This is a genomic window from Polaribacter sp. SA4-10 (assembly GCF_002163835.1).
In the GTDB taxonomy this organism is placed as follows: Bacteria; Bacteroidota; Bacteroidia; order Flavobacteriales; family Flavobacteriaceae; genus Polaribacter.
This window is the reverse complement of sequence record NZ_CP019331.1, coordinates 1,884,884-1,904,232: the sequence shown is the minus strand read 5'-3', so window position 1 is coordinate 1,904,232 and position 19,349 is coordinate 1,884,884. Positions and strand designations below refer to the sequence as shown.

14 protein-coding genes, 1 tRNA gene and 2 pseudogenes are annotated in these 19,349 nt (G+C 32.4%); 6 read left to right on the top strand and 11 right to left on the bottom strand.

Features of this window, described 5'->3' with window-relative positions; all coding sequences use genetic code 11:
* Positions 1-160: 160 nt before the first annotated feature.
* Complete coding sequence (locus BTO04_RS08175; protein ID WP_087564033.1) at positions 161-1,090, top strand: isoaspartyl peptidase/L-asparaginase family protein; 930 nt, start codon at positions 161-163, stop codon at positions 1,088-1,090.
* A gap of 152 nt (positions 1,091-1,242) precedes the next feature.
* On the opposite strand, the gene BTO04_RS08170 is transcribed toward BTO04_RS08175, so the two are convergent.
* A complete protein-coding gene (locus BTO04_RS08170; protein WP_087564032.1) occupies positions 1,243-2,100 on the bottom strand; it encodes a cyanophycinase in 858 nt (285 codons plus the stop codon).
* A 107-nt stretch (positions 2,101-2,207) separates the two neighbouring features.
* On the opposite strand from BTO04_RS08170, the gene cphA reads away from it, so the two are divergent.
* The 3 genes from cphA (at position 2,208) to BTO04_RS08155 (ending at position 6,549) form a co-directional block, all read left to right on the top strand.
* Positions 2,208-4,868: a cyanophycin synthetase gene (gene cphA / locus BTO04_RS08165; RefSeq protein WP_087564031.1), complete on the top strand. Its 2,661-nt coding sequence runs from the start codon at positions 2,208-2,210 to the stop codon at positions 4,866-4,868.
* Between the two features lie 96 nt (positions 4,869-4,964).
* Entirely contained in the window at positions 4,965-6,188 is a 1,224-nt protein-coding gene (locus BTO04_RS08160) for a metallophosphoesterase (protein ID WP_087564030.1), read from the top strand.
* 67 nt (positions 6,189-6,255) lie between these two features.
* A complete protein-coding gene (locus tag BTO04_RS08155) occupies positions 6,256-6,549 on the top strand; it encodes a co-chaperone YbbN (protein WP_087564029.1) in 294 nt (97 codons plus the stop codon).
* Between the two features lie 726 nt (positions 6,550-7,275).
* On the opposite strand, the gene BTO04_RS08150 is transcribed toward BTO04_RS08155, so the two are convergent.
* Together BTO04_RS08150 and BTO04_RS08145 are read right to left on the bottom strand one after the other, a co-directional pair.
* Positions 7,276-7,938, bottom strand: coding sequence for a polysaccharide deacetylase family protein (locus tag BTO04_RS08150; protein ID WP_087564028.1), 663 nt, complete (start codon positions 7,936-7,938; stop codon positions 7,276-7,278).
* 7 nt (positions 7,939-7,945) lie between these two features.
* Positions 7,946-11,017, bottom strand: coding sequence for a DUF2723 domain-containing protein (locus BTO04_RS08145; protein WP_087564027.1), 3,072 nt, complete (start codon positions 11,015-11,017; stop codon positions 7,946-7,948).
* Between the two features lie 159 nt (positions 11,018-11,176).
* On the opposite strand from BTO04_RS08145, the gene BTO04_RS08140 reads away from it, so the two are divergent.
* A tRNA-Gln gene (locus tag BTO04_RS08140) sits at positions 11,177-11,248 on the top strand.
* A gap of 207 nt (positions 11,249-11,455) precedes the next feature.
* Here BTO04_RS08140 and BTO04_RS15735 read toward each other — a convergent pair.
* Positions 11,456-12,459, bottom strand: a pseudogene (locus tag BTO04_RS15735) (virulence RhuM family protein).
* Positions 12,460-12,600: 141 nt separating this feature from the next.
* Between BTO04_RS15735 and BTO04_RS08130 the strand changes: the two are divergent.
* Positions 12,601-12,939, top strand: a pseudogene (locus BTO04_RS08130) (group II intron maturase-specific domain-containing protein); the annotation flags it as partial.
* Positions 12,940-13,032: 93 nt separating this feature from the next.
* Here the strand turns inward: BTO04_RS08130 and BTO04_RS08125 are convergent.
* The 7 genes from BTO04_RS08125 to BTO04_RS08095 all read right to left on the bottom strand — a co-directional run bounded on the left by BTO04_RS08125 (position 13,033) and on the right by BTO04_RS08095 (position 19,121).
* Positions 13,033-13,746, bottom strand: a complete 714-nt coding sequence (locus BTO04_RS08125; RefSeq protein ID WP_087564026.1) for a hypothetical protein — start codon at positions 13,744-13,746, stop codon at positions 13,033-13,035.
* A 187-nt stretch (positions 13,747-13,933) separates the two neighbouring features.
* On the bottom strand, positions 13,934-14,515 hold the full coding sequence (locus tag BTO04_RS08120; RefSeq protein ID WP_087564025.1) for a toll/interleukin-1 receptor domain-containing protein: 582 nt from the start codon (positions 14,513-14,515) through the stop codon (positions 13,934-13,936).
* 26 nt (positions 14,516-14,541) lie between these two features.
* Positions 14,542-15,501 (bottom strand): DNA/RNA non-specific endonuclease, encoded by a 960-nt coding sequence (locus tag BTO04_RS08115; protein ID WP_157662443.1) that lies wholly within the window; start codon positions 15,499-15,501, stop codon positions 14,542-14,544.
* A 10-nt stretch (positions 15,502-15,511) separates the two neighbouring features.
* Entirely contained in the window at positions 15,512-16,483 is a 972-nt protein-coding gene (locus BTO04_RS08110) for a caspase family protein (protein ID WP_087564023.1), read from the bottom strand.
* Positions 16,484-16,485: 2 nt separating this feature from the next.
* On the bottom strand, positions 16,486-16,896 hold the full coding sequence (locus BTO04_RS08105; protein ID WP_087564022.1) for a TIR domain-containing protein: 411 nt from the start codon (positions 16,894-16,896) through the stop codon (positions 16,486-16,488).
* Positions 16,897-16,907: 11 nt separating this feature from the next.
* Positions 16,908-17,336, bottom strand: a complete 429-nt coding sequence (locus BTO04_RS08100) for a TIR domain-containing protein (protein ID WP_087564021.1) — start codon at positions 17,334-17,336, stop codon at positions 16,908-16,910.
* 264 nt (positions 17,337-17,600) lie between these two features.
* Positions 17,601-19,121, bottom strand: coding sequence for an amidase (locus BTO04_RS08095; protein WP_087564020.1), 1,521 nt, complete (start codon positions 19,119-19,121; stop codon positions 17,601-17,603).
* Between the last annotated feature and the right edge of the window lie 228 nt (positions 19,122-19,349).

The window sequence follows — 19,349 nt, the reverse complement described above, 5'->3', positions numbered from 1 at the left end:
GTATTAAGAATTTCTGTTCGAGCACAGTAGAGTGTTTTTTCTAACATAGAACTTCATGAGTTCTCGGCTGTGTTCGAACGGACAACGCAAATTACAATATCTTTCAAAAAGAATATAAAATTAAATAGAAAAGAACGTATTTTTACTCAAAATTTATAAGATGAATACTTTTTCAATCGCCATTCATGGTGGAGCAGGAACTTTAGTAAAAGGAATGATGACTTCTGAGTTAGAAGCGCAATATAAAATGGTTTTAAAATCAGCCATAAATGCTGGATATGTAGTTTTGGAAAATGGAGGAACTTCTATTGATGCTGTCGAAAAGGCAGTGGTTATTTTAGAAGATTCGCATTTATTTAATGCTGGAAAAGGAGCTGTTTTTACGGCAGATGAAACCCATGAAATGGATGCTTCAATTATGGATGGAAAAACATTAAATGCTGGCGCAGTCTCTTTAATTTCAGGAATTAAAAATCCTGTTTCGTTATCAAGAGATATCATGGAAAAAAGCGAGCACGTTTTTTTAGCAGGACAAGGTGCAATGCAATTTGCTAAAATGAACGGTTATAAAATTGAAGAAGATTCTTATTTTTATGATGAATTTCGTCATAAGCAATGGTTAGAAATAAAAGATACAGATAGTTTTCAGTTAGATCACGCTACCAAGAAAGATAGTAAATTTGGAACAGTAGGTGCTGTTGCTTGTGATAAGGATGGAAATATTGCTGCGGCAACTTCCACTGGAGGAATGACCAATAAAAAGTTTGGTAGAGTTGGAGATTCACCAATGATTGGAGCAGGGAACTATGCCAATAATAAAACGTGTGCAATTTCTTGTACTGGAAGCGGTGAGTTTTTTATTAGAGGAGTTGTAGCGTATGATGTTGCTTGTTTAATGGAGCATAAAGAGATGTCTTTAGAAGAAGCTTCGAATGAAGTAATCAATAAAAGGATTTTAGAAATTGGTGGAGATGGCGGTTTAATTGCGGTCGATGCTAAAGGAAATATTGCCATGCCTTTTAATACAGAAGGGATGTATAGAGCAAGTAAGTCTTCTAATGGCGAAGTTGATGTTTCTATTTATAAGTAGTTTGTCATTCAGAGGAAAGCATGGCTGAAGAATCTTTAAACTAGAAAGTAAAATTTCTAATAAAAAGAGATTCTTCACTTCGTACCTCGTTCTGAATGACATTTAGGGTTGTCAAGCCTGGTTATATGCTAGAATAACAGGCTAAAACCTTTTTAAATAAAAGGAGCATCAATAGCTAAAACGCTCACTTTTCTATTTTTAATAGAGTACATATCACTATTAGAAAGTACATGAATAGTAAGGTTTGCCATCGTCATAGGCGTGCCTTCATCAAGTATTTTTTCGTTATTGTGTGTTAGTTTATTTCCGTCGAAAACAATCACCATTCCAGAACCAATTACAGTACAATCACTACCGTTTTTAATAATCATTCCCGTATCTTCTGCTAAACCAATTCCAATTAAATTTGGATGTTTTGCAACCGCTTCAGACTGCCTCCCAAAACGTCCACGTCTAATAAAATGAGTGTCAATAATTAATTCAGGAATTAAATTTAGTCCTTTGTACATGGTTACAGCCCCTTTAATAAAAGCTTCAGATGCGCTTCCGCCAGCAATCATTTCATTGGCCATTGCCATTGCACCAGCACTTGTACCGGCAATTACAAAACCTTTTTCGTTTTTATATCTTTCGGCTAAGATTTTATGAATTGTTGTTCCGCCAATTTTTTTTGTGATTTTAGATTGATCTCCTCCAGAAAACATTACACAATGTGCGTTTTTAATCAACTCAATTGAAGCTTCCTTTTCAGAATCTTCTTTGCTTCTAATATCGAGCACAGAAATATTTTTACATCCTAAAGCAGTAAAAGCTTCTATGTAATTTTCTCCAACTTCAACAGGAATACTTGATGCGGTAGGAATTACTACAATATTTGCATCAACACCACCAGCTTCTTCTACAACATGATATAAAATACCTTCGCTAATAAATTCTTGGGTATACTGTTCGTTTTCTTCAATTCCTTTATCCTCATTGCCTCCAATAGGAATTAGTGTTCCGTTTATCATTTTAGTAAAAATCTTGGTGTTTTTTTATAGATGCAAAAATAAAGTAAATTTTACAGTAAAAAATGTATATATTTATAAACTTTCAAACTAATTAAAAGCTATCAAATATGAGAATAAGAGAGATAAATGCAATGAGAGGACCAAATTATTGGTCCGTACGTCGTCATAAATTAATTGTGATGGTTTTAGATTTAGAGGAAATGGAAGAAAGACCTTCTAATAAAGTAGAAGGGTTTTCAGAAAGGTTGAAAGCAATGTTCCCCACAATGTATTCCCACAGATGTTCAGAAGGTTGTGCCGGTGGTTTTTTTATGAGAGTTGATGAAGGAACTTGGATGGGACATATTATAGAGCATATTGCTCTAGAAATTCAAACGTTAGCAGATATGGATACTGGTTTTGGGAGAACCAGAGGGTATGGAGAAGAAGGTGTATACAGCGTTGTTTTTTCTTATATTGAAGAAAACGTTGGTAGATATGCAGCCAAAGCAGCAGTAAAGATTTGCGAAGCTTTAATTGAAGGAGAACCTTATGATTTGACTGACGATATTCAAGAAATGCGAGAATTACGAGAAAGTTCGCGCTTAGGACCAAGTACAGGTTCTATTGTAGCAGAAGCAGAAGCAAGAGGTATTCCTTGGCTTCGTTTAAATAAATATTCACTTTGTCAATTAGGTTATGGTGCTAATCAAAAAAGAATACAAGCTACAGTTACCAGCGAAACGAGTAGTATTGGTGTAGAATTAGCATGTGACAAAGAAGATACAAAATACTTATTAGAGCAAGCGGAAGTGGCTGTGCCTAAAGGAGATATTATTAAAAGAGAAAGTAGTTTAAAGGAGGCTTGTAGATATGTGGGTTATCCTTTAGTGATAAAACCAATTGATGGAAATCACGGACGTGGAATTACAGTAGATATTCAGAATTATGAAGATGCTTTAGAAGGTTTTAAACACGCAAAAAATAGTTCTAAAAGCGGTGCAATTATCGTCGAAAAATTTATCACAGGAGAAGATTATCGATTATTGGTCATTAATAATGTATTAGTTGCAGCTGCTAAAAGAACGCCAGCTCATGTTATTGGAGACGGAAACTCATCCGTAGAAACCTTAATAGATGAAGTAAATAAAGATTCTAGAAGAGGGTATGGTCATGAAAATGTATTGACAAAAATTACAATCAACGAGTTAACTAAGACAATTATAAAAGATGCAGGTTACACCTTAGAATCTGTGCTAAAAAAAGAGGAAATGCTTATCTTAAAAGATACTGCAAACCTAAGTACTGGAGGTACAGCAGAAGATGTAACAGATATTGTACATCCTGCAAATATTGCCATGGCAGAGCGCATTTCTAAAATTATAGATTTAGATATTTGTGGAATAGATATTATGTCAACAGATATTTCTAAACCACTTGCAGATACTGGAGGTGCCGTTTTAGAAGTAAATGCGGGCCCAGGATTTAGAATGCATTTAGCACCAACAGAAGGTTTGCCAAGAAATGTTGCAGCACCGGTAATTGATAAGTTATTTCCTCCGGGATCAACTTCAAGAATACCAATTGTGGCTGTTTCTGGTACAAACGGAAAAACGACCACTACGCGTTTAATTGCGCACATGGCAAAAATGAAAGGGTATAAAGTGGGGTATACAACAAGTGATGGTGTGTATATTCAAAACCGTTTGTTAATGACCGGAGATTGCACAGGCCCGGCAAGTGCAGAGTTTGTCTTAAGAGATCCAACTGTGAATTTTGCTGTTTTAGAATCTGCAAGAGGTGGTTTGTTAAGAGCAGGTTTAGGCTTTAAAAATTGTGATATTGGGATTGTAACAAATGTTGCAGCAGATCATTTAGGTCTAAAAGGGATTCACACTATTGAGCAATTAGCAAAAGTAAAAGCAGTAATACCAGAAACGGTTTTACCAGATGGAACCGCTATTTTAAATGCAGATGATGAATTGGTATACGCAATGCGTAAAAATTTAGATTGTAATGTTGCCCTATTCTCTTTGGATGAAAACAATCCTCATATTAAAGCACTTCAGAAAATAGGAGGAATTTCTGCAATTTATGAAAACGGATACATTACCATCTGTAGAGGAACTTGGAAAATTAGAGTTATAAAAGCAGTAAATGTGCCTTTAACTTATGGCGGAAAAGCAACTTTTATGATTCAGAATGTTTTACCAGCCGTGATAACTGCATATTTAAGAGGGTTTTCTATAGAAGATATGAAAATGTCTTTAGAAACGTTTATTCCATCAGCAACTCAAACTCCAGGAAGATTGAATTTGTTTAAGTTTAAGAACTTCCAAATTTTATTAGATTATGCACACAATGCTGCAGGAATGAGAGCTTTAAAGCAGTTTACAGATAATTTAGAGGCTACGGTCAAAGTCGGAATTATAGCCGGAATTGGAGATCGAAGAGTAGAAGATAACAATGAAATGGGCGGAATTGCTTCAGAAATGTTTGACGAAATTATTATTAGACAAGACAAACATTTACGAGGTAAAACGGAAGAAGAGTTGATTAAGATGCTAAAAGATGGTATTACATCAAAAGACAAAGACAAGAAAATAACAATTATTCCATCAGAAAGAGAAGCTATTTTATATGCGGTTAAAAATGCTAAAAAAGGTGCTTTAATTGTACTGTGTAGTGATGTGGTTCCTGATGCTTTAAATTTGGTAAAAGAGCTCAAAGAAAAAGAGGCAAACGAACTCTATGAGTTTAAGACAGAAGATATTCCTAATCAACATTAAAAATTAAAACTCCCATTTTGGGAGTTTTTTGTTAAAGTCTTATTAAATAAAATCGATACACTTTTAAAAGAGGTAAATTTGTAGAAATATATATTTATGCCACGTTGGATTTTTCCATTAATCATATTAACCGTAGTTATTGTTCTTGTAGAGTTTTATGCTTTTCAAGCCATAAAAACCATCAGTAAAAATAAAATCATACAATTCTCTTGGTTAATTGTTAGTTTTCTAGTGTATGTAAATTTCTTTTATATCGCATTAACGTATTCTAGGAGTGATGGTCAAACTCCGCAGTTTCAATGGGCCGTTGGTTTATTGATTACTTTTTTATTACCAAAAATTGTTCTTTTGCTCTTTATGTTTGGCGAAGATATTTTTAGAGGAATTCAGAAAACAATTTCAGTAGTTTCTAGTAGTGATACTGCCCCACTTGCAGGAAGAAGAAAATTTGTTTCACAATTAGCTTTAGGTATTGCTGCAATTCCTTTTGCCTCTTTTATTTATGGAATTGTTCAAGGAAAATACAACTACAAAGTTTTAAAATATCAATTAAGTTTTAAAGATTTGCCAGCAGCTTTTGATGGTTTTACAATCACTCAAATTTCAGACATTCATTCTGGTAGTTTCACCAACAAAAAGAAAATACAATATGGTGTAGATTTAATTAACCAGCAAAAATCTGATGTAATGTTGTTTACAGGAGATCTTGTAAATAACAAATCTGATGAAATGAATAATTGGATTGATGTTTTTGATAAGCTAGAAGCCAAAGAAGGTAAATATTCAATTCTAGGAAATCATGATTATGGAGATTATATGGATTGGGAAAGTGAAGAAGCTAAAGCGCAGAATTTTCAAGATGTAAAAGAGGTTCATAAAAAAATTGGGTTCGATTTATTATTAGATGAACACAGGTATTTAGAAAAAGACGGACAAAAAATTGCACTTGTTGGTGTAGAAAATTGGGGAAAAGGCTTTAACCAAGCAGGAGATCTAGAAAGAGCATCAGCAAATATTAAAAAAGAAGATTTTAAAATATTAATGTCTCATGATCCAAGTCATTGGGAATACAAAGTAAAAGAGAACGATTTTAATTATCAACTTACCCTAAGCGGTCATACACATGGTTTACAAATGGGAATCGAAATTCCTGGTTGGTTTAAATGGAGTCCATCAAAATACGCATATAAACAATGGGCAGGATTGTATGAAGAGTTTGGAAGATATATAAATGTAAATAGAGGTTTTGGTTATCATGCCTTTCCTGGTAGAGTAGGTATTTGGCCAGAAATAACCGTTATAGAATTGAAGAAAGCTTGATAATCTGTATATTTGTATATTAGTTATTTAATAATTTTTACGCTTCCCCTCTTAAAGATTTTTTATTATGACAAAATTTGGTGAATTAATTAGTGTTGAGAAACCTGTTTTAATCGATTTTTATACAGATTGGGATGAGGTTGAAAACAGTTTAGATACCTTAAGAAATGTTGCTGCCGCTTTAGGAGATAAGGCAAAAGTGATAAAAATTGACATTAAAAAGAATGAAATTCTTGCAGAAGCTCTGCGTGTAAAAGGAAATCCAACGTTTATGATTTATAAAGACGGTGAGATGAAATGGCGTCAAACAGGTTTGCAAGACGCACAAACACTTATAGGTTTAGTGCAACAGTACCTTTAATATTAGAAGCTATTTCCTGCTTTCATTACTCGCTTTTTTGTTCTGCTGAATTTAGTTCAGCACCCCAAAAAGAGCTTAAACATGCCATTCAATCAGGGCTAAACTTGTTTCTAAGTTTTCAGAAATTCCTATAAACTAAAATTATTTTTTAGCAACTATATGTCATTCCTGTGAAAACAGGAATCCATAATGAGTAAATTAATAATCTAAAAATTTGTTATTTTTAAAAGTGAAGTATAGATTCTTGCGTTCGCCGGAATGACAAGGTGCTTCTAAGTTTTCTATGTTCCTATGTGGTAAAATAATTTTTAACTTTGTGAAATTGAATTGAAATCTTCTTCCAACTAAGAATTGCACAAACTAAATCGCTTTAAAAACAACACGCTTTTTTAGCGTACTATTCTAGGACTTTAGATAACGTAAATTTCAATTTTTCAGCAGCTTTTATACTATCATGAAAAACAATAATACTTCCGTTTTTGGTGTTTTTTAAAACATTATCTAAACACTTTTTTTAGCAAGTATATGTCATTCCTGTGAAAACAGGAATCCATAATGAGTAAATTAATAATCTAAAAATTTGTTATTTTTAAAAGTGAAGTTTAGATTCCTGCCTTCGTAGGAATGACAAGGTGTTTCTAAGTTTTCTATGTTCCTATGTGGTAAAGTAATTTTTAACTTTATAAAATTAAATTGAAATATTCTACTAACCAAGAATTGCACAACCTAAATCGCTTTAAAAACAACACCTTTTTTAGCGTAATATTCTAGTACTTTAGGTAACGTAAATTTCAATTTTTCAGCAGCTTTTATGCTATCATGAAAAACAATAATACTTCCGTTTTTGGTGTTTTTTAAAACATTATCTAAACACTTGTCTTTAGAAATAGAGGTATCAAAATCTGCACTTAAAACACTCCACATAATAATCTTATAGTTGTTTTTTATAAGTTCTTTTGCCTGACTCTTTTTTATTTTTCCATAAGGCGGTCTAAATAGTTTCGAGTTCTGAGTTTTAAATTTTGAGTTTTTAAAATTATCAACTGTGCTCAAAATGACATTTTCACACTCTAAAGTGTTTTCAAGAAAAGTGGCGTTATTATTTTTCCAACCATTTAAATGATTGTTTGTGTGATTTCCCACAGAATGTCCATCAGAAATAATTTGATGAAAGATTTCAGGATGCTTTTTTATGTTTTTTCCAATGCAAAAAAAAGTAGCTTTTGCACTGTATTTTTGTAATTGATCTAAAACAAAATGGGTAATTTCTGGCGTTGGGCCATCATCAAACGTTAAGTAGATCTCTTTTTTATCCAAAGAAAAACGCCAAGTATAATTTGAGAAAAATCTCATAAAAATAGCTGGCGTTTTGGTAAAATATGTTTTCATTTAAAACTTAGTCTTCATCTGGCATTAGATGATTAAAAAGTTTTACAGTTTCAATAAATTCGTCTTGTAATTTACTTAAATAATCTTTGTCATTGCCTTCTTTTTCAACTTGACCAATAGCATTTCTGTACATGTACAAAGTAGTATCAATCTCATCAAAAATTAGCTCTGTATCTTCTTCTGCAAAAGTACTTAACCAAACTGCTTTTTCTTTAAATAACCTAATTAAGGTTTCTGCAGTTTGTTTTCCTTTTTCAATATTACCCAGTTTAAAATACATTTCTGGATACCCTAAAGACAAGCTATAATGATCAAAATCTTCAATTGGCATTTTTTTTAAGCTTAGATCTAATACTTCAATTGCTTTTAATGTGTCTCCTTCTTTTGCAAAAGCTTCAGATAAACGCATTAAACTATTACGCATAGAAATAGCATTTCTTTTGGTTTGTTCATCTAAATAAATTTCACCATCATCTATGTTTCTCCAATTCCATTTCTGAATATTTGTATACATTTTTTCTGGGTCAATTCTTCCCATATCAAACAAGCTTCTCTCTCCCATTGGTGTTTTAATAGGTACAAATTTATATGCCAAACCATCTAATTGTAAATAATCTTTTAACCAGATATATTCTTCATCTGCATTTGCGCCACCCGTAAAATAAATAGGATGCTCCCAATTATTATTGGCAATAATATCTAACATTAAAATTCTGTTTTTAAACAGCGCTCTATCATCAATAGTAATATCAATATAATCTAAAATTTTATCAGCATCTTTTTGAGCTACAATTCCGTTTTTTAAGACTTTTTCTTTATCAACAGGAATTCTAATGATATTAGTTGGGTAATATTTTTCTGCAATTCCATTTTCTGTTTCAACATAGGTTGCTTCACTATCAGAAGCAATCCATCTCATAAAGTTTTTAATGGTCATCACAGAATCCTTATATCTTGGATGTTCTACAGAATAGGCAACATCTAGCGTTCCGTATTTGTATTGATCGTGCGTTAATTGCGATGGAATAGGAGCTGCGTCATACGTTTTTCGTTTCATTTGGTCTATATACCAATCGGTCGCAAAAAGGCTTGTATTCACTAGTTTAATATCCGTTCTAATTCCTTCAACTTCTTGCATGTACCAAAGTGGGAACGTATCATTATCTCCAATGGTAAACATAATTGCATTTGGATCGCAAGATTCTAAATAAGCTTGTGCGTTTAAATGGGTTGTATATCTGTTAGACCTGTCATGATCATCCCAATTTTGGGAAGCCATTAAAGTTGGAACTGCTAATAAAGAGATTACAGAAACCGCAATTGCAACGGCTTTTTTATTGGCAAAATCTTTTAAATAGTCATACAAAGCAAGTACACCAAAGCCAATCCAGATGGCAAAAATATAAAAACTTCCTACAATAGCGTAATCTCTTTCTCTTGGCTCAAAAGGTCTAGGGTTTGTGTAAAAAATAATGGCAAAACCTGTAAACGCAAAGAATAAAAATAATGTAAAGAAGTTTTCTTTGTCCCATTTTATTTGATAAAACAAACCAATTAGTCCTAAAATAAGCGGTAGGAAATAGTATTTATTTCTTCCTTTATTTTCAGTTACTTGTGATGGAAGTTTTTTCTGAGAACCTAATCTAGCTTCATCAATAAAGTCAATTCCACTAATCCAGTTTCCGTTAAAAACATCTAGATTTCCTTGTTTATCATTCTGTCTACCCGTAAAATTCCACATAAAATAACGACCATACATGTACCCAAACTGATAACTCATCATAAACCTTATGTTTTCTGCAAAAGTGGGTCTACGTTTACTATTTGCAGGAATTCCAGCAATCGCTTTATACATTTTTTCTGATGCAGGGTTTACCATTCTCGGTATAAACCCCTTGTGCTTATCAGAGTAATTTGGTATTACATTTTTGTAATTGTTAACAATTACATATTTGCCATTTATTTGTTCATACTTAGGTTTATCATCTTTATATGGGTTTTCTGCATTCGGAGTTCTGTCATTAGAATAGTACGTATCATAAAACACATTTGCATCTCCATATTGTTCTCTATCATAATAGGCTAGTAATTCACGAGCACTAGAAGGATTGTTTTCATTAATGGTGGTATTTGCATTTGCTCTAATTGGTAACATCATCCAAGAAGAGAAGCCAATCATAATAAATAAAACAGATAGAATTAATGTGTTTGCTGTAATTTTTTGATGCTTACGTGTGTATTTTAATCCGAAGAAAAATAAGGCAATCAAGATGATAAAAGCAATAACACTTCCAGAATTGTATGGTAAACCAATAGAATTGATAAAAAATAACTCAGATGCACTAAAGAACTTTAATGTAAAAGGAAATAAAAATTTAAAAACAAACATTAACGTAATAACAGAAATTACCGTTGCAATGGCTGTTGTTTTTAGGTTGATGTTTTTATACGTTTTAAAGAAGTAGAGCATTACTATTGCAGGAATTACCAACAAAGAAAGTATGTGCACACCAAAAGATAAACCAACGACAAAACTGATTAATATTAACCATTTATTTCCTCTAGCAGTCTCAATTTCACTTTCCCATTTTAATCCTAACCAAAACAATAATGCCATTAAAAATGATGACATTGCATACACCTCTCCTTCCACAGCACTAAACCAGAAACTATCTGAAAAAGTATAGGCCAAAGAACCCACTAAACTACTACCTAAAATAGCAATATATTTTCCTTCTGAGATTTCTCCTGTTTTTAAAGCTAATTTTTTTGCAAGATTGGTAATTGTCCAAAACATAAACAAAATAGTAAATGCACTTGCTAAAGCAGACATGAAGTTTACCATTTTTGCTATTTCAGATAGCTCAGATGTAAACATTGCAAAAAAGGCACCCAACATTTGAAATAATGGAGCTCCAGGAGGGTGACCAACTTCTAATTTTACAGATGTAGAGATGTATTCTCCACAATCCCAAGCACTAACGGTTGGTTCTAGTGTTAAAGAGTAGGTGATTAATGCTATTGCAAATGCAACCCACCCAAGAATGATGTTCCATTTTTTAAAGTTTATTGATGTCATAGTTAATTAATAATCTGTGGGCGAATTTACTAATAAATCCTAATAAATAAGGGTGTTAACTATTATAATCAGGTATAAAAAATTGTTAAATAAAAAATTTATTAAAAAATGTTTGTGAAATTAAAACTTTGGGTTAAATTTGCACCCGCGTTAAAGCATTGGCCTATGGTGTAATTGGTAACACACCGGTTTTTGGTACCGACATTCAAGGTTCGAGTCCTTGTAGGCCAACAAAAGCAACTCTTAATCATTTGATTATCAGTTGCTTTTATCGTTTATAGCGTTTTGTGTGCTGGTATTGGTGGCGGAACTATTTTATGCTCTACTTTTTACAAACCGACTATTTATTTGATTTAAAAGGAGTTAAGTTAAAATAGCGCTTTATTAGAAGTGCTTAAATTGATTAGTGCTTTAAAAGTTACCGAAAACAAAATAGAATTATTTTATTTTTTTAAGTAGTTTCTCTATTTCTTCTAACTCAATGGCATCTTCTTTTTTGGTTTCTTCAAATTTTCTATTGGTATCAAATTCTGCGTATATTTTTCTAACTTTCTCTTCCATTTGTTTGCTAGAAATACTGCCTAAACCTTTTAAGACTTCTTTATCATTAAATTCTAATACTTTATCTACATTTTGTTTCCAGAAATTCATTGTAATATCGATACGGTTTTTGACTCTTAATTCTGCTGTTTCTAAAAAGATTACTACTAATCTGTTTAAGGAATCTAGTTCATCTTCATTTAGATAGTTTTTTGCAATAAAGATGTCTTGTTTTCTTACTGCATTGCCTTGCCAAGTTGTTAGTGCCATAGTATAGTAGGGTCTGTTGCACTGGCTCTTGCTACTACTAATTCTGTGGCTGTTTTATGTGTAACTGCCAATAGTAATTTGTTTTGTGTTTCGGCAAAAAACATTTGTGTGGCTTTGTCTGTTGCGTCGTAATCGCTGCATAATGCAAATAGGTCTCTTACTTTTTGATAGAATCTTTTTTCTGATGCTCTAACGTTTCTAATACGTACTAATAATTCATCAAAATAATCTGGTCTGCCATCTGGGTTTTTAAGGCGTTCATCATCCATTACAAACCCTTTAATCATGTATTGTTTTAGGTTTTGGTTTGCCCAAATTCTAAATTGTGTACCTCTTTTGCTACGCACTCTAAAACCAATTGCCAAAATCATATCTAAGGCATAAAAAGTTACCTTATACTCTTTACCATCTTGGGCAGTTGTTAAGTAATCCTTAATAACTGAATTGGACGGTAACTCTTTCTCTTTAAGTATGTTAGATATATGTATGCTGATGTTTGGTATAGAGGTGTCAAAAAGTGCTGCTAGCTGACTTTGGTTCATCCAAATAGTACCGTCTTTGGTGTATAAACTTACAGATGCTTTACCATCTGCAGTATTATAAATAATTATGTTTTGTTGGTTATTTTGCATTAGCCTTTCTTTTTTACGTGTTCTTTTTTTTTGCCATAGCAGCAGCATTTTTTTAGATTTATAAATGTAGAAAATTAATAGCTCACTTTAACTGTTTTTCTAGTCTATGATGAATTGAGTCTTTATCAACTAAATAGATTTAAGGAAATAGAAAGGGGTCAAGTTTGCAGGGGTTGGATGAATAATTACCGATTAACAAACATTTATGCTAAACTTAAAAAGTTGGATGAATGGTTGCGAAATAGGTTACGATATTGCATTTGGCATGATTGGAAAAAGCTAGAAAGAAAACGTAAAAAGGGCATTCAATTAGGCATAGAAGAGGGCCAAGCTTATGCTTGGAGTAGAACAAGAATGGGAGGGTGGGCAGTAGCCCAAAGCCCTATACTTAAAACTACAATTACTCTTTCTATACTTAAAAGAAAAGGTTATAAACCAATGATAGATTACATAAATAAGCAGCAAACTTCAATTTGGTGAACCGCCGTATACGAGACCCGCACGTACGGTGGTGTGAGAGGCGCACTGGCTACCTTTTGGCAGTCAGCCGTCTACTCGATTGGCAACTGGCTTTTATAGTGATGATAAATACCATAAATCATTCCTTTTTATTAAACCCATTTTCTCAAGTTTATTAGAACTTAATCCATATGCAAATTCAATGATTGCTGAATTACCATTTATTTTAATGTCTCCAATAATTCTCCCATTTTTGAACATATCAATTAGTTGCTGTTTTTCTTTTTTTCGTAACATTTCAGCAAAACAGATTTGATTTACATCTCTGTCATTTTCTCCATAAGGGTCACATAAATTTCTAAAATCCTCAAAGTTTTCCTTTTTTGCAGATTCGAAAATATATTCCATTACACTTCTTGGTTTTTTTTGAAATTCAAATGTTTTTAAATATTCAGATTGTGCAATTTCATTTTTTAGTTTCTTTTCATATTCACGTATTTCATTTAATTCCTGATATGCTTCTCTTAACTGTTTTTCCTTCGTTGATTTTGCACGACCAATTTGGAACATTTTTATTTTTTCAATATGTTTTTCTACTTTTTCATAAACATTTGGAAACCTCTGAAGTTTCATAGACAATTCGGTTATTTTCTTTCTTTTTCCAACATTTACCTTTTGTTCGTGAATTTTTTCTAATTCAATTTTTTTTCTCTCATTTTCAATTTTTAACTCTAATTTTTCTTTTTCAACCTTAATTTCTTTTTCGCTTTTTCCGCAAGAATTTAATGTTAAAATTATTACTAAAGTTAAAATGTAATTTATTTTCATAGTTATATTTATTATTCGTTTTTGCTTGTTGCCAACGGCTAGTATAAGAATAGTAGCCGAAAGCGGGCGACTTTCCTGTCAAGTTACAAGAAAGTTGAAGCGGGCTACAACCTTTGAAATTACTACTATCTCGGCTATTATTTTTATACATTGTTAGCGTTTCGTGCTTTATTGTTCATTATTATATTTAGAAAATATTTATTGTTTGTGCTTTTGGTTGCTCTCCTAATTTAATCCAATTATCGAAAATTATATATTTGAGAGATTCTTCAATCACAAAGAGCTTTTCTCCTAACCCAGATGTTGGAACTTTTTTTATGAAAGGATAAATGGTTAAATATTCAGCTCCAGCATATGAATTCGGAGCATATTCACTTCTAGATACAGGTATAATTGCACATTTATTTGTGTTTCCATCAACATATCCTAATTCCCACGGCATCCATTTCGAAACGGTAGCATTAGTTGAAATTGCAAGTAATAATGATCTAGAAATTTTTAATCTATTCTGAATTAATTTTGCAGATGCTTTTGTCACATTTGTTCTATCTAAATGAGGGTCAATAATCCAATCAACATAGACAGAATAACCTTGGTTAGTTAATTCAATATATAAACCTTCGACTTCATCTTTATCAAGAAAACTATGTGAAAGAAAAATATCAAAACTCGTATGAGTCTTTTTACTTTCATTCAGCACTTGTTCACTAAAAAGTACTGTCTTTCGTTGAGATAGATTTTTTAAATAATTACTTGTATATATAGACATAAAACATTTTTATTCTTTAATATTTATTACACTAATAAGCCATCAATTTCATAAGTGGGTTCTTGATCAAGTAAGGTATCTTCAAAACTTCTGATTTGGACTTCCTCCAATTTTAGAATTGTTGGTTTGACATTCTCATGACAATCAATGGCATCTTGAAACTTTAACTTTGTGAGTTCTTCTATTAAAGAAACGGGAACTTGATAATTCTCATCCTCCTTAAATTCAAGAAATGGTTTGAGCGAAGATATTTTCTCTTCTACTCCAAATTCTCGAAAACCAATTTCATTAATCAGATCGTCTTTTTTTAATGGATTAATTTGTCCCATAAGAAAACCTGCTTTATAAAGTTTACTATCATCCTTTAAATAATAGATTACCTTCCAAAATAAAATGGGGATTTTAAATATTGTTCCATCATGAAGCTTTACTTTGAATTCAGGATCTAAATTATCCAATACTGGGCCTGTAAAAACTGAGACTTTTGCAGGATTAGGAACTCGACCTTTAATAATAACTGAGTTTTCTAAATATTTCCAAGGTCCATTGTTTAAAGAATCATGTTGGGGAGCTGCATTAGGATAAAAGAATGTACTTATTGCTGCTTTTTGTGCATCCTCTTCAACTCCTTTTAAATCCCATTGAACATCTTCTCTTTTTGTCATGTGGCCTTTTTCAATGGCTGCTGCTTTAATTGTATTAAAACGCTTATAGTCGTTTGACGTTAGTTGCTCTCCGTCATTCAGTCTATTATCTTTCTTAAAATTACCCGACCTGTCAACTTTTCCGAATTTAGTTCTATAAATGTTACTAGCACTAATAATAGGAACCCTTCTGCTTTTACTCTGTATTACACTGTAATAGATATAATCTAATTCATATTTTGAAGTTTCATTATTAATTGCAATGTCATCAATAAACTCCTTGTAATCAGGCATTTTGACCACATTCCTCTCTCCCAAAAAATAAATATTATACCCCTTCATGTTTTTATATTTATATTCTATTTTCACTAACTAATCTCCAATAATGATGTCCTAAAGAAGTGAGTTTACACTTTTTAGAGTGCATCGCTGCAAAATACATATGCTCTTCACCAACTGGAACTATTAAACCTACACCTTCTAATTTTTGAAGATTTTTAAAAATTGCTACATTCTCTGGTTTAGCGAAAGGTTCTATTACTTTATGCTCAACATCATTTGAGTTGGTATCCTCAAATGAGGGATCTAATTGCAAGTTGTCTGAAGGAGAATGAAAATATTCAGTTAGTTTTCGAAGAGTGCTGAGTGGAACTTGAGGGATTACACTTCTTAATTCAACAAACTCAGTAACATTAGTTTTAAAAACAGGTCTTTGCTCGTGGGCACCTAGAGCCTGATCAATATATGCATACAAACCACCAGGGGAAATATGTCCTCTAACATCTGCTGCACCTCCTTTTAAGCCCTCTATTAAAAGATTCGTGAAAACACCATGACCATTTATTTCTTTTGATGGCTCATTTTTTCTAGAGGAAGTAAGTATTGTTGTTCCTGTTTCAATTGGTGTAATACTACCATTTTCATTAGGGTCTCCAAATTTTCCGGATTTACAACAATCAAGGATTATCACCTTGTTTCTTATTTTCGACTTGTTAGCAAAACCTAAAATATCATTCATAGCTATTCCTTCATTATAGCTTTCATGATCTGGTGTTACTATGAAGCCACCTAATTCATTTACATAACCATGACCTGCAAAATACAAAAGGCCCATATCTGCTTCAATATTAACATCAAAAAAAGCTACAATAAGTTTCATTAGCTCACCCCTTGTTTGAATGTCATCATAAAACTTTACTTCGAAATTCTTAGAATCAGTCCCATTAGTCTTTAGAAGGTTTGAAATATCTTTTGCGTCATTTATGGCCCCTTTGAGTGGTGCTGTTGGGTAATTGTTTATTCCTATTACTAGCGCTTTTTTCATATCTATTTATTTTTTCCTTCGGTCATACATTGGTCTATAGCAGCTGCGATTTTTGCCCAATCCCAAGCAATTGTTCTATTTCTTTGTAATCCTGTAGGCAAATTTGAAGATGTGCTAGCGCCATCAACATAAACTCCAAAAACAGGCACATTATGTTCCTTTGCAAAGGAAATTTCTTTTGCCACACCAGTAGCGGTGGACATACTTTTTCCAACTAGTACAATTAACATATTACAGTTGTTAATTTTTCCGTGAATTAACTTTTCCCATTCTTTTTGAGGTAGATGTGTTTTAGAACTCCAATCTTCTATGTTAAAAGGTGTTTTGGAATTTTTTGATTGTCCAACAAAATAAAGTTTTTGTCCACTATTATTGTCAAAATCAAAACTGATAAATGCTCTAGGGTTTGCCATAGTTCAATAGGTTATAATTGGTTAATAAATTTTTCTAAGTTATTCCAGTTCCATTCAATTACTCTTTTGCCTTTTAATTCTGTAGGAATAGCTCCTTTGTTATTTTTAAAAATATGCATTCCTATAATTTTTACTTCTTCTTCTCTAGCGCATTGAATTTCCCATCTTGCACCTCCAGCAAGATGTGTTTTTTTACTTAACAGTGCGATTACACCATCACATTGCTTAATTTTTGTTCTACATCTCTTCTTCCATTCACTTTGTTTCCAGGCTTTTTTTGCTGACATATCAATGAAGTAGAAGGGTGAGTTTTTCTTTTTTGCTTGTTCAACTAAATAATTTCTATATTGAATATCCTCAATGGCAAAACTTATAAAAACTTTTTTGCGCCTCTCATTGTTATTTTCTTCGGCTCCAAATAGCCATTCTAACAGTCCCATCTATCGTTTATTCTTTATCCAATCATTGTTACAGAGTTTCTTCGCATGAACGCTAACGTCTCGGCTATGGTTAGTGCGGGAATTAAAAAGCAATTAATTTCCGATTAAGCACTTAGCCAAAACTTTTTATTTTATCTTTTTTATTTCTAAAGCCAAATCAAAAGATTTGGCGGACTTGGTTAAAAGCACTAAACTTTGGGTTAAGCACCAAAACCCGTATTAATTATAACCATTGTTGTAGCTAGTTTTTTTTGTAAAAAAGGGTCAAATTGCTGGATGCCGTTTATGCCATTCTGTGGCTTGTTCAAATTCATAACCCAATCTGCATAAAATAGATTCACTAAATGGAGCTCCCATTAGTTGTAAACTATGAGGATATCCTTCATTCGATTTTCCACATTGAAATGTAATTGCAGGAGTTCCTGCAAGATTAGCAGGTGTAGCAAAGTGCATATTACCAGCTGCTTCATAAGGACTAAAAGCTTCCATACCTCCTCTTTGAATTTCATGAGTAATCCCTTCTGGTAAAGTTCCTGCAGGAGCCACTATAACATCAACATTATTAAATATTTTTAAAAATTCCTTCTTAAATGTCTCTTTAGCTAATTTGGCATCTTCGTAATCTTTTTTAGATACAGATTTACCATAAGCAAGGAAATCACGAAAATACGGTCCATACAAATCTTCTTTTGATGGATAATTAATTTTATGAGCAATCACAGCCTCTGGTGTGCAGACATTAAACCAAATTCCACCCAGAGCATTTTTGTCCCAAGGAATTTTAAATCTTACAATTTCTGCACCTAATTCCTCTAATTTATCAACTGCATTCAATATGCTGTCAACAATCTCCTTATCAACACCATCGGCAATATAACTTTCATCCAATCCTATTCTGAGGCCATTTATTCCCTTTGTTAGTTCAGCACTTAAATTTGAAGCAGGTTTATTTATAGAGTTTGGATCTTTTTCGTCATAACCACTAATTACATCAAACATAATAGCCGTGTCTTTCACACATCGAGTAAGTGGACCAACATGATCAAGAGAATCACTTAAAGGTAAAACACCATATTTACTAACTCTGCCAAAAGTTGGTTTGAGTCCAACAACGCCATTTGCCATTGAAGGAAAACGAATAGAGCCTCCAGTATCTGTACCAAGTGAACCAAAACATAGTCCAGCAGCAGTGGCTACACCAGAACCGCTTGAAGAAGCACCAGCCCAATGTTGCTCTTCCCACGGGTTTATGGGAATTTCAAAGTCACTATGATATCCTGCCATAGCACCTTCAGTAAGATTTAATTTACCCAGAATTATAGCTCCAGCGTTCTCTAATTTTTCAAAGACAGTTGCATTATATTCAGGAATAAAGTCCTTATAAAAAGAATGACCTCCAGTTGTTGGGGCATTTTTTGTAAAGATTAAATCTTTTACTGCTATTGGAACACCATGTAAAGGACCTTGATAATTCCCTTTTAATAACTGCTCATCAGCCATTTTAGCTCTTTTTAATGAATATTCACTCATAATAGTAATATAACTATGCAATCTTTTATCAATACTTTCTATACGATCTAACATTAATTGAGTCAATTCAACTGAGCTAATTGTTTTATTTTTAATAAGATCGGCTACCTCATAGAGGTTTTTAAAATGAATATTTGCTAAATTGAAATTCTTAGCTGAAGACATGCAACCAAAAGGAAGTGTAAGCCCAACAATACCTAATCCAATTAAGGAACACATTTCTCTTCTGGAAATACTATTTTTCGAATTATTCATTAGAAATTTAAATTTTAAGGTTAGTTTTTATTGTTTTTCATCAAATTAGCTACAACGTGCTTGTGTATGATTAGTAGGGGCTAAGTATAGTCTAATTGTTCAGAAATGCGAAATGATAAAAAATAATAATAATTTTAAAGTTAACAATACCTCCCCTATTAATTATACACGGTGTTGTGTTTAGTACTTATGGCAGACGATGTTTCAGTTTCAAAATTCGATATTATA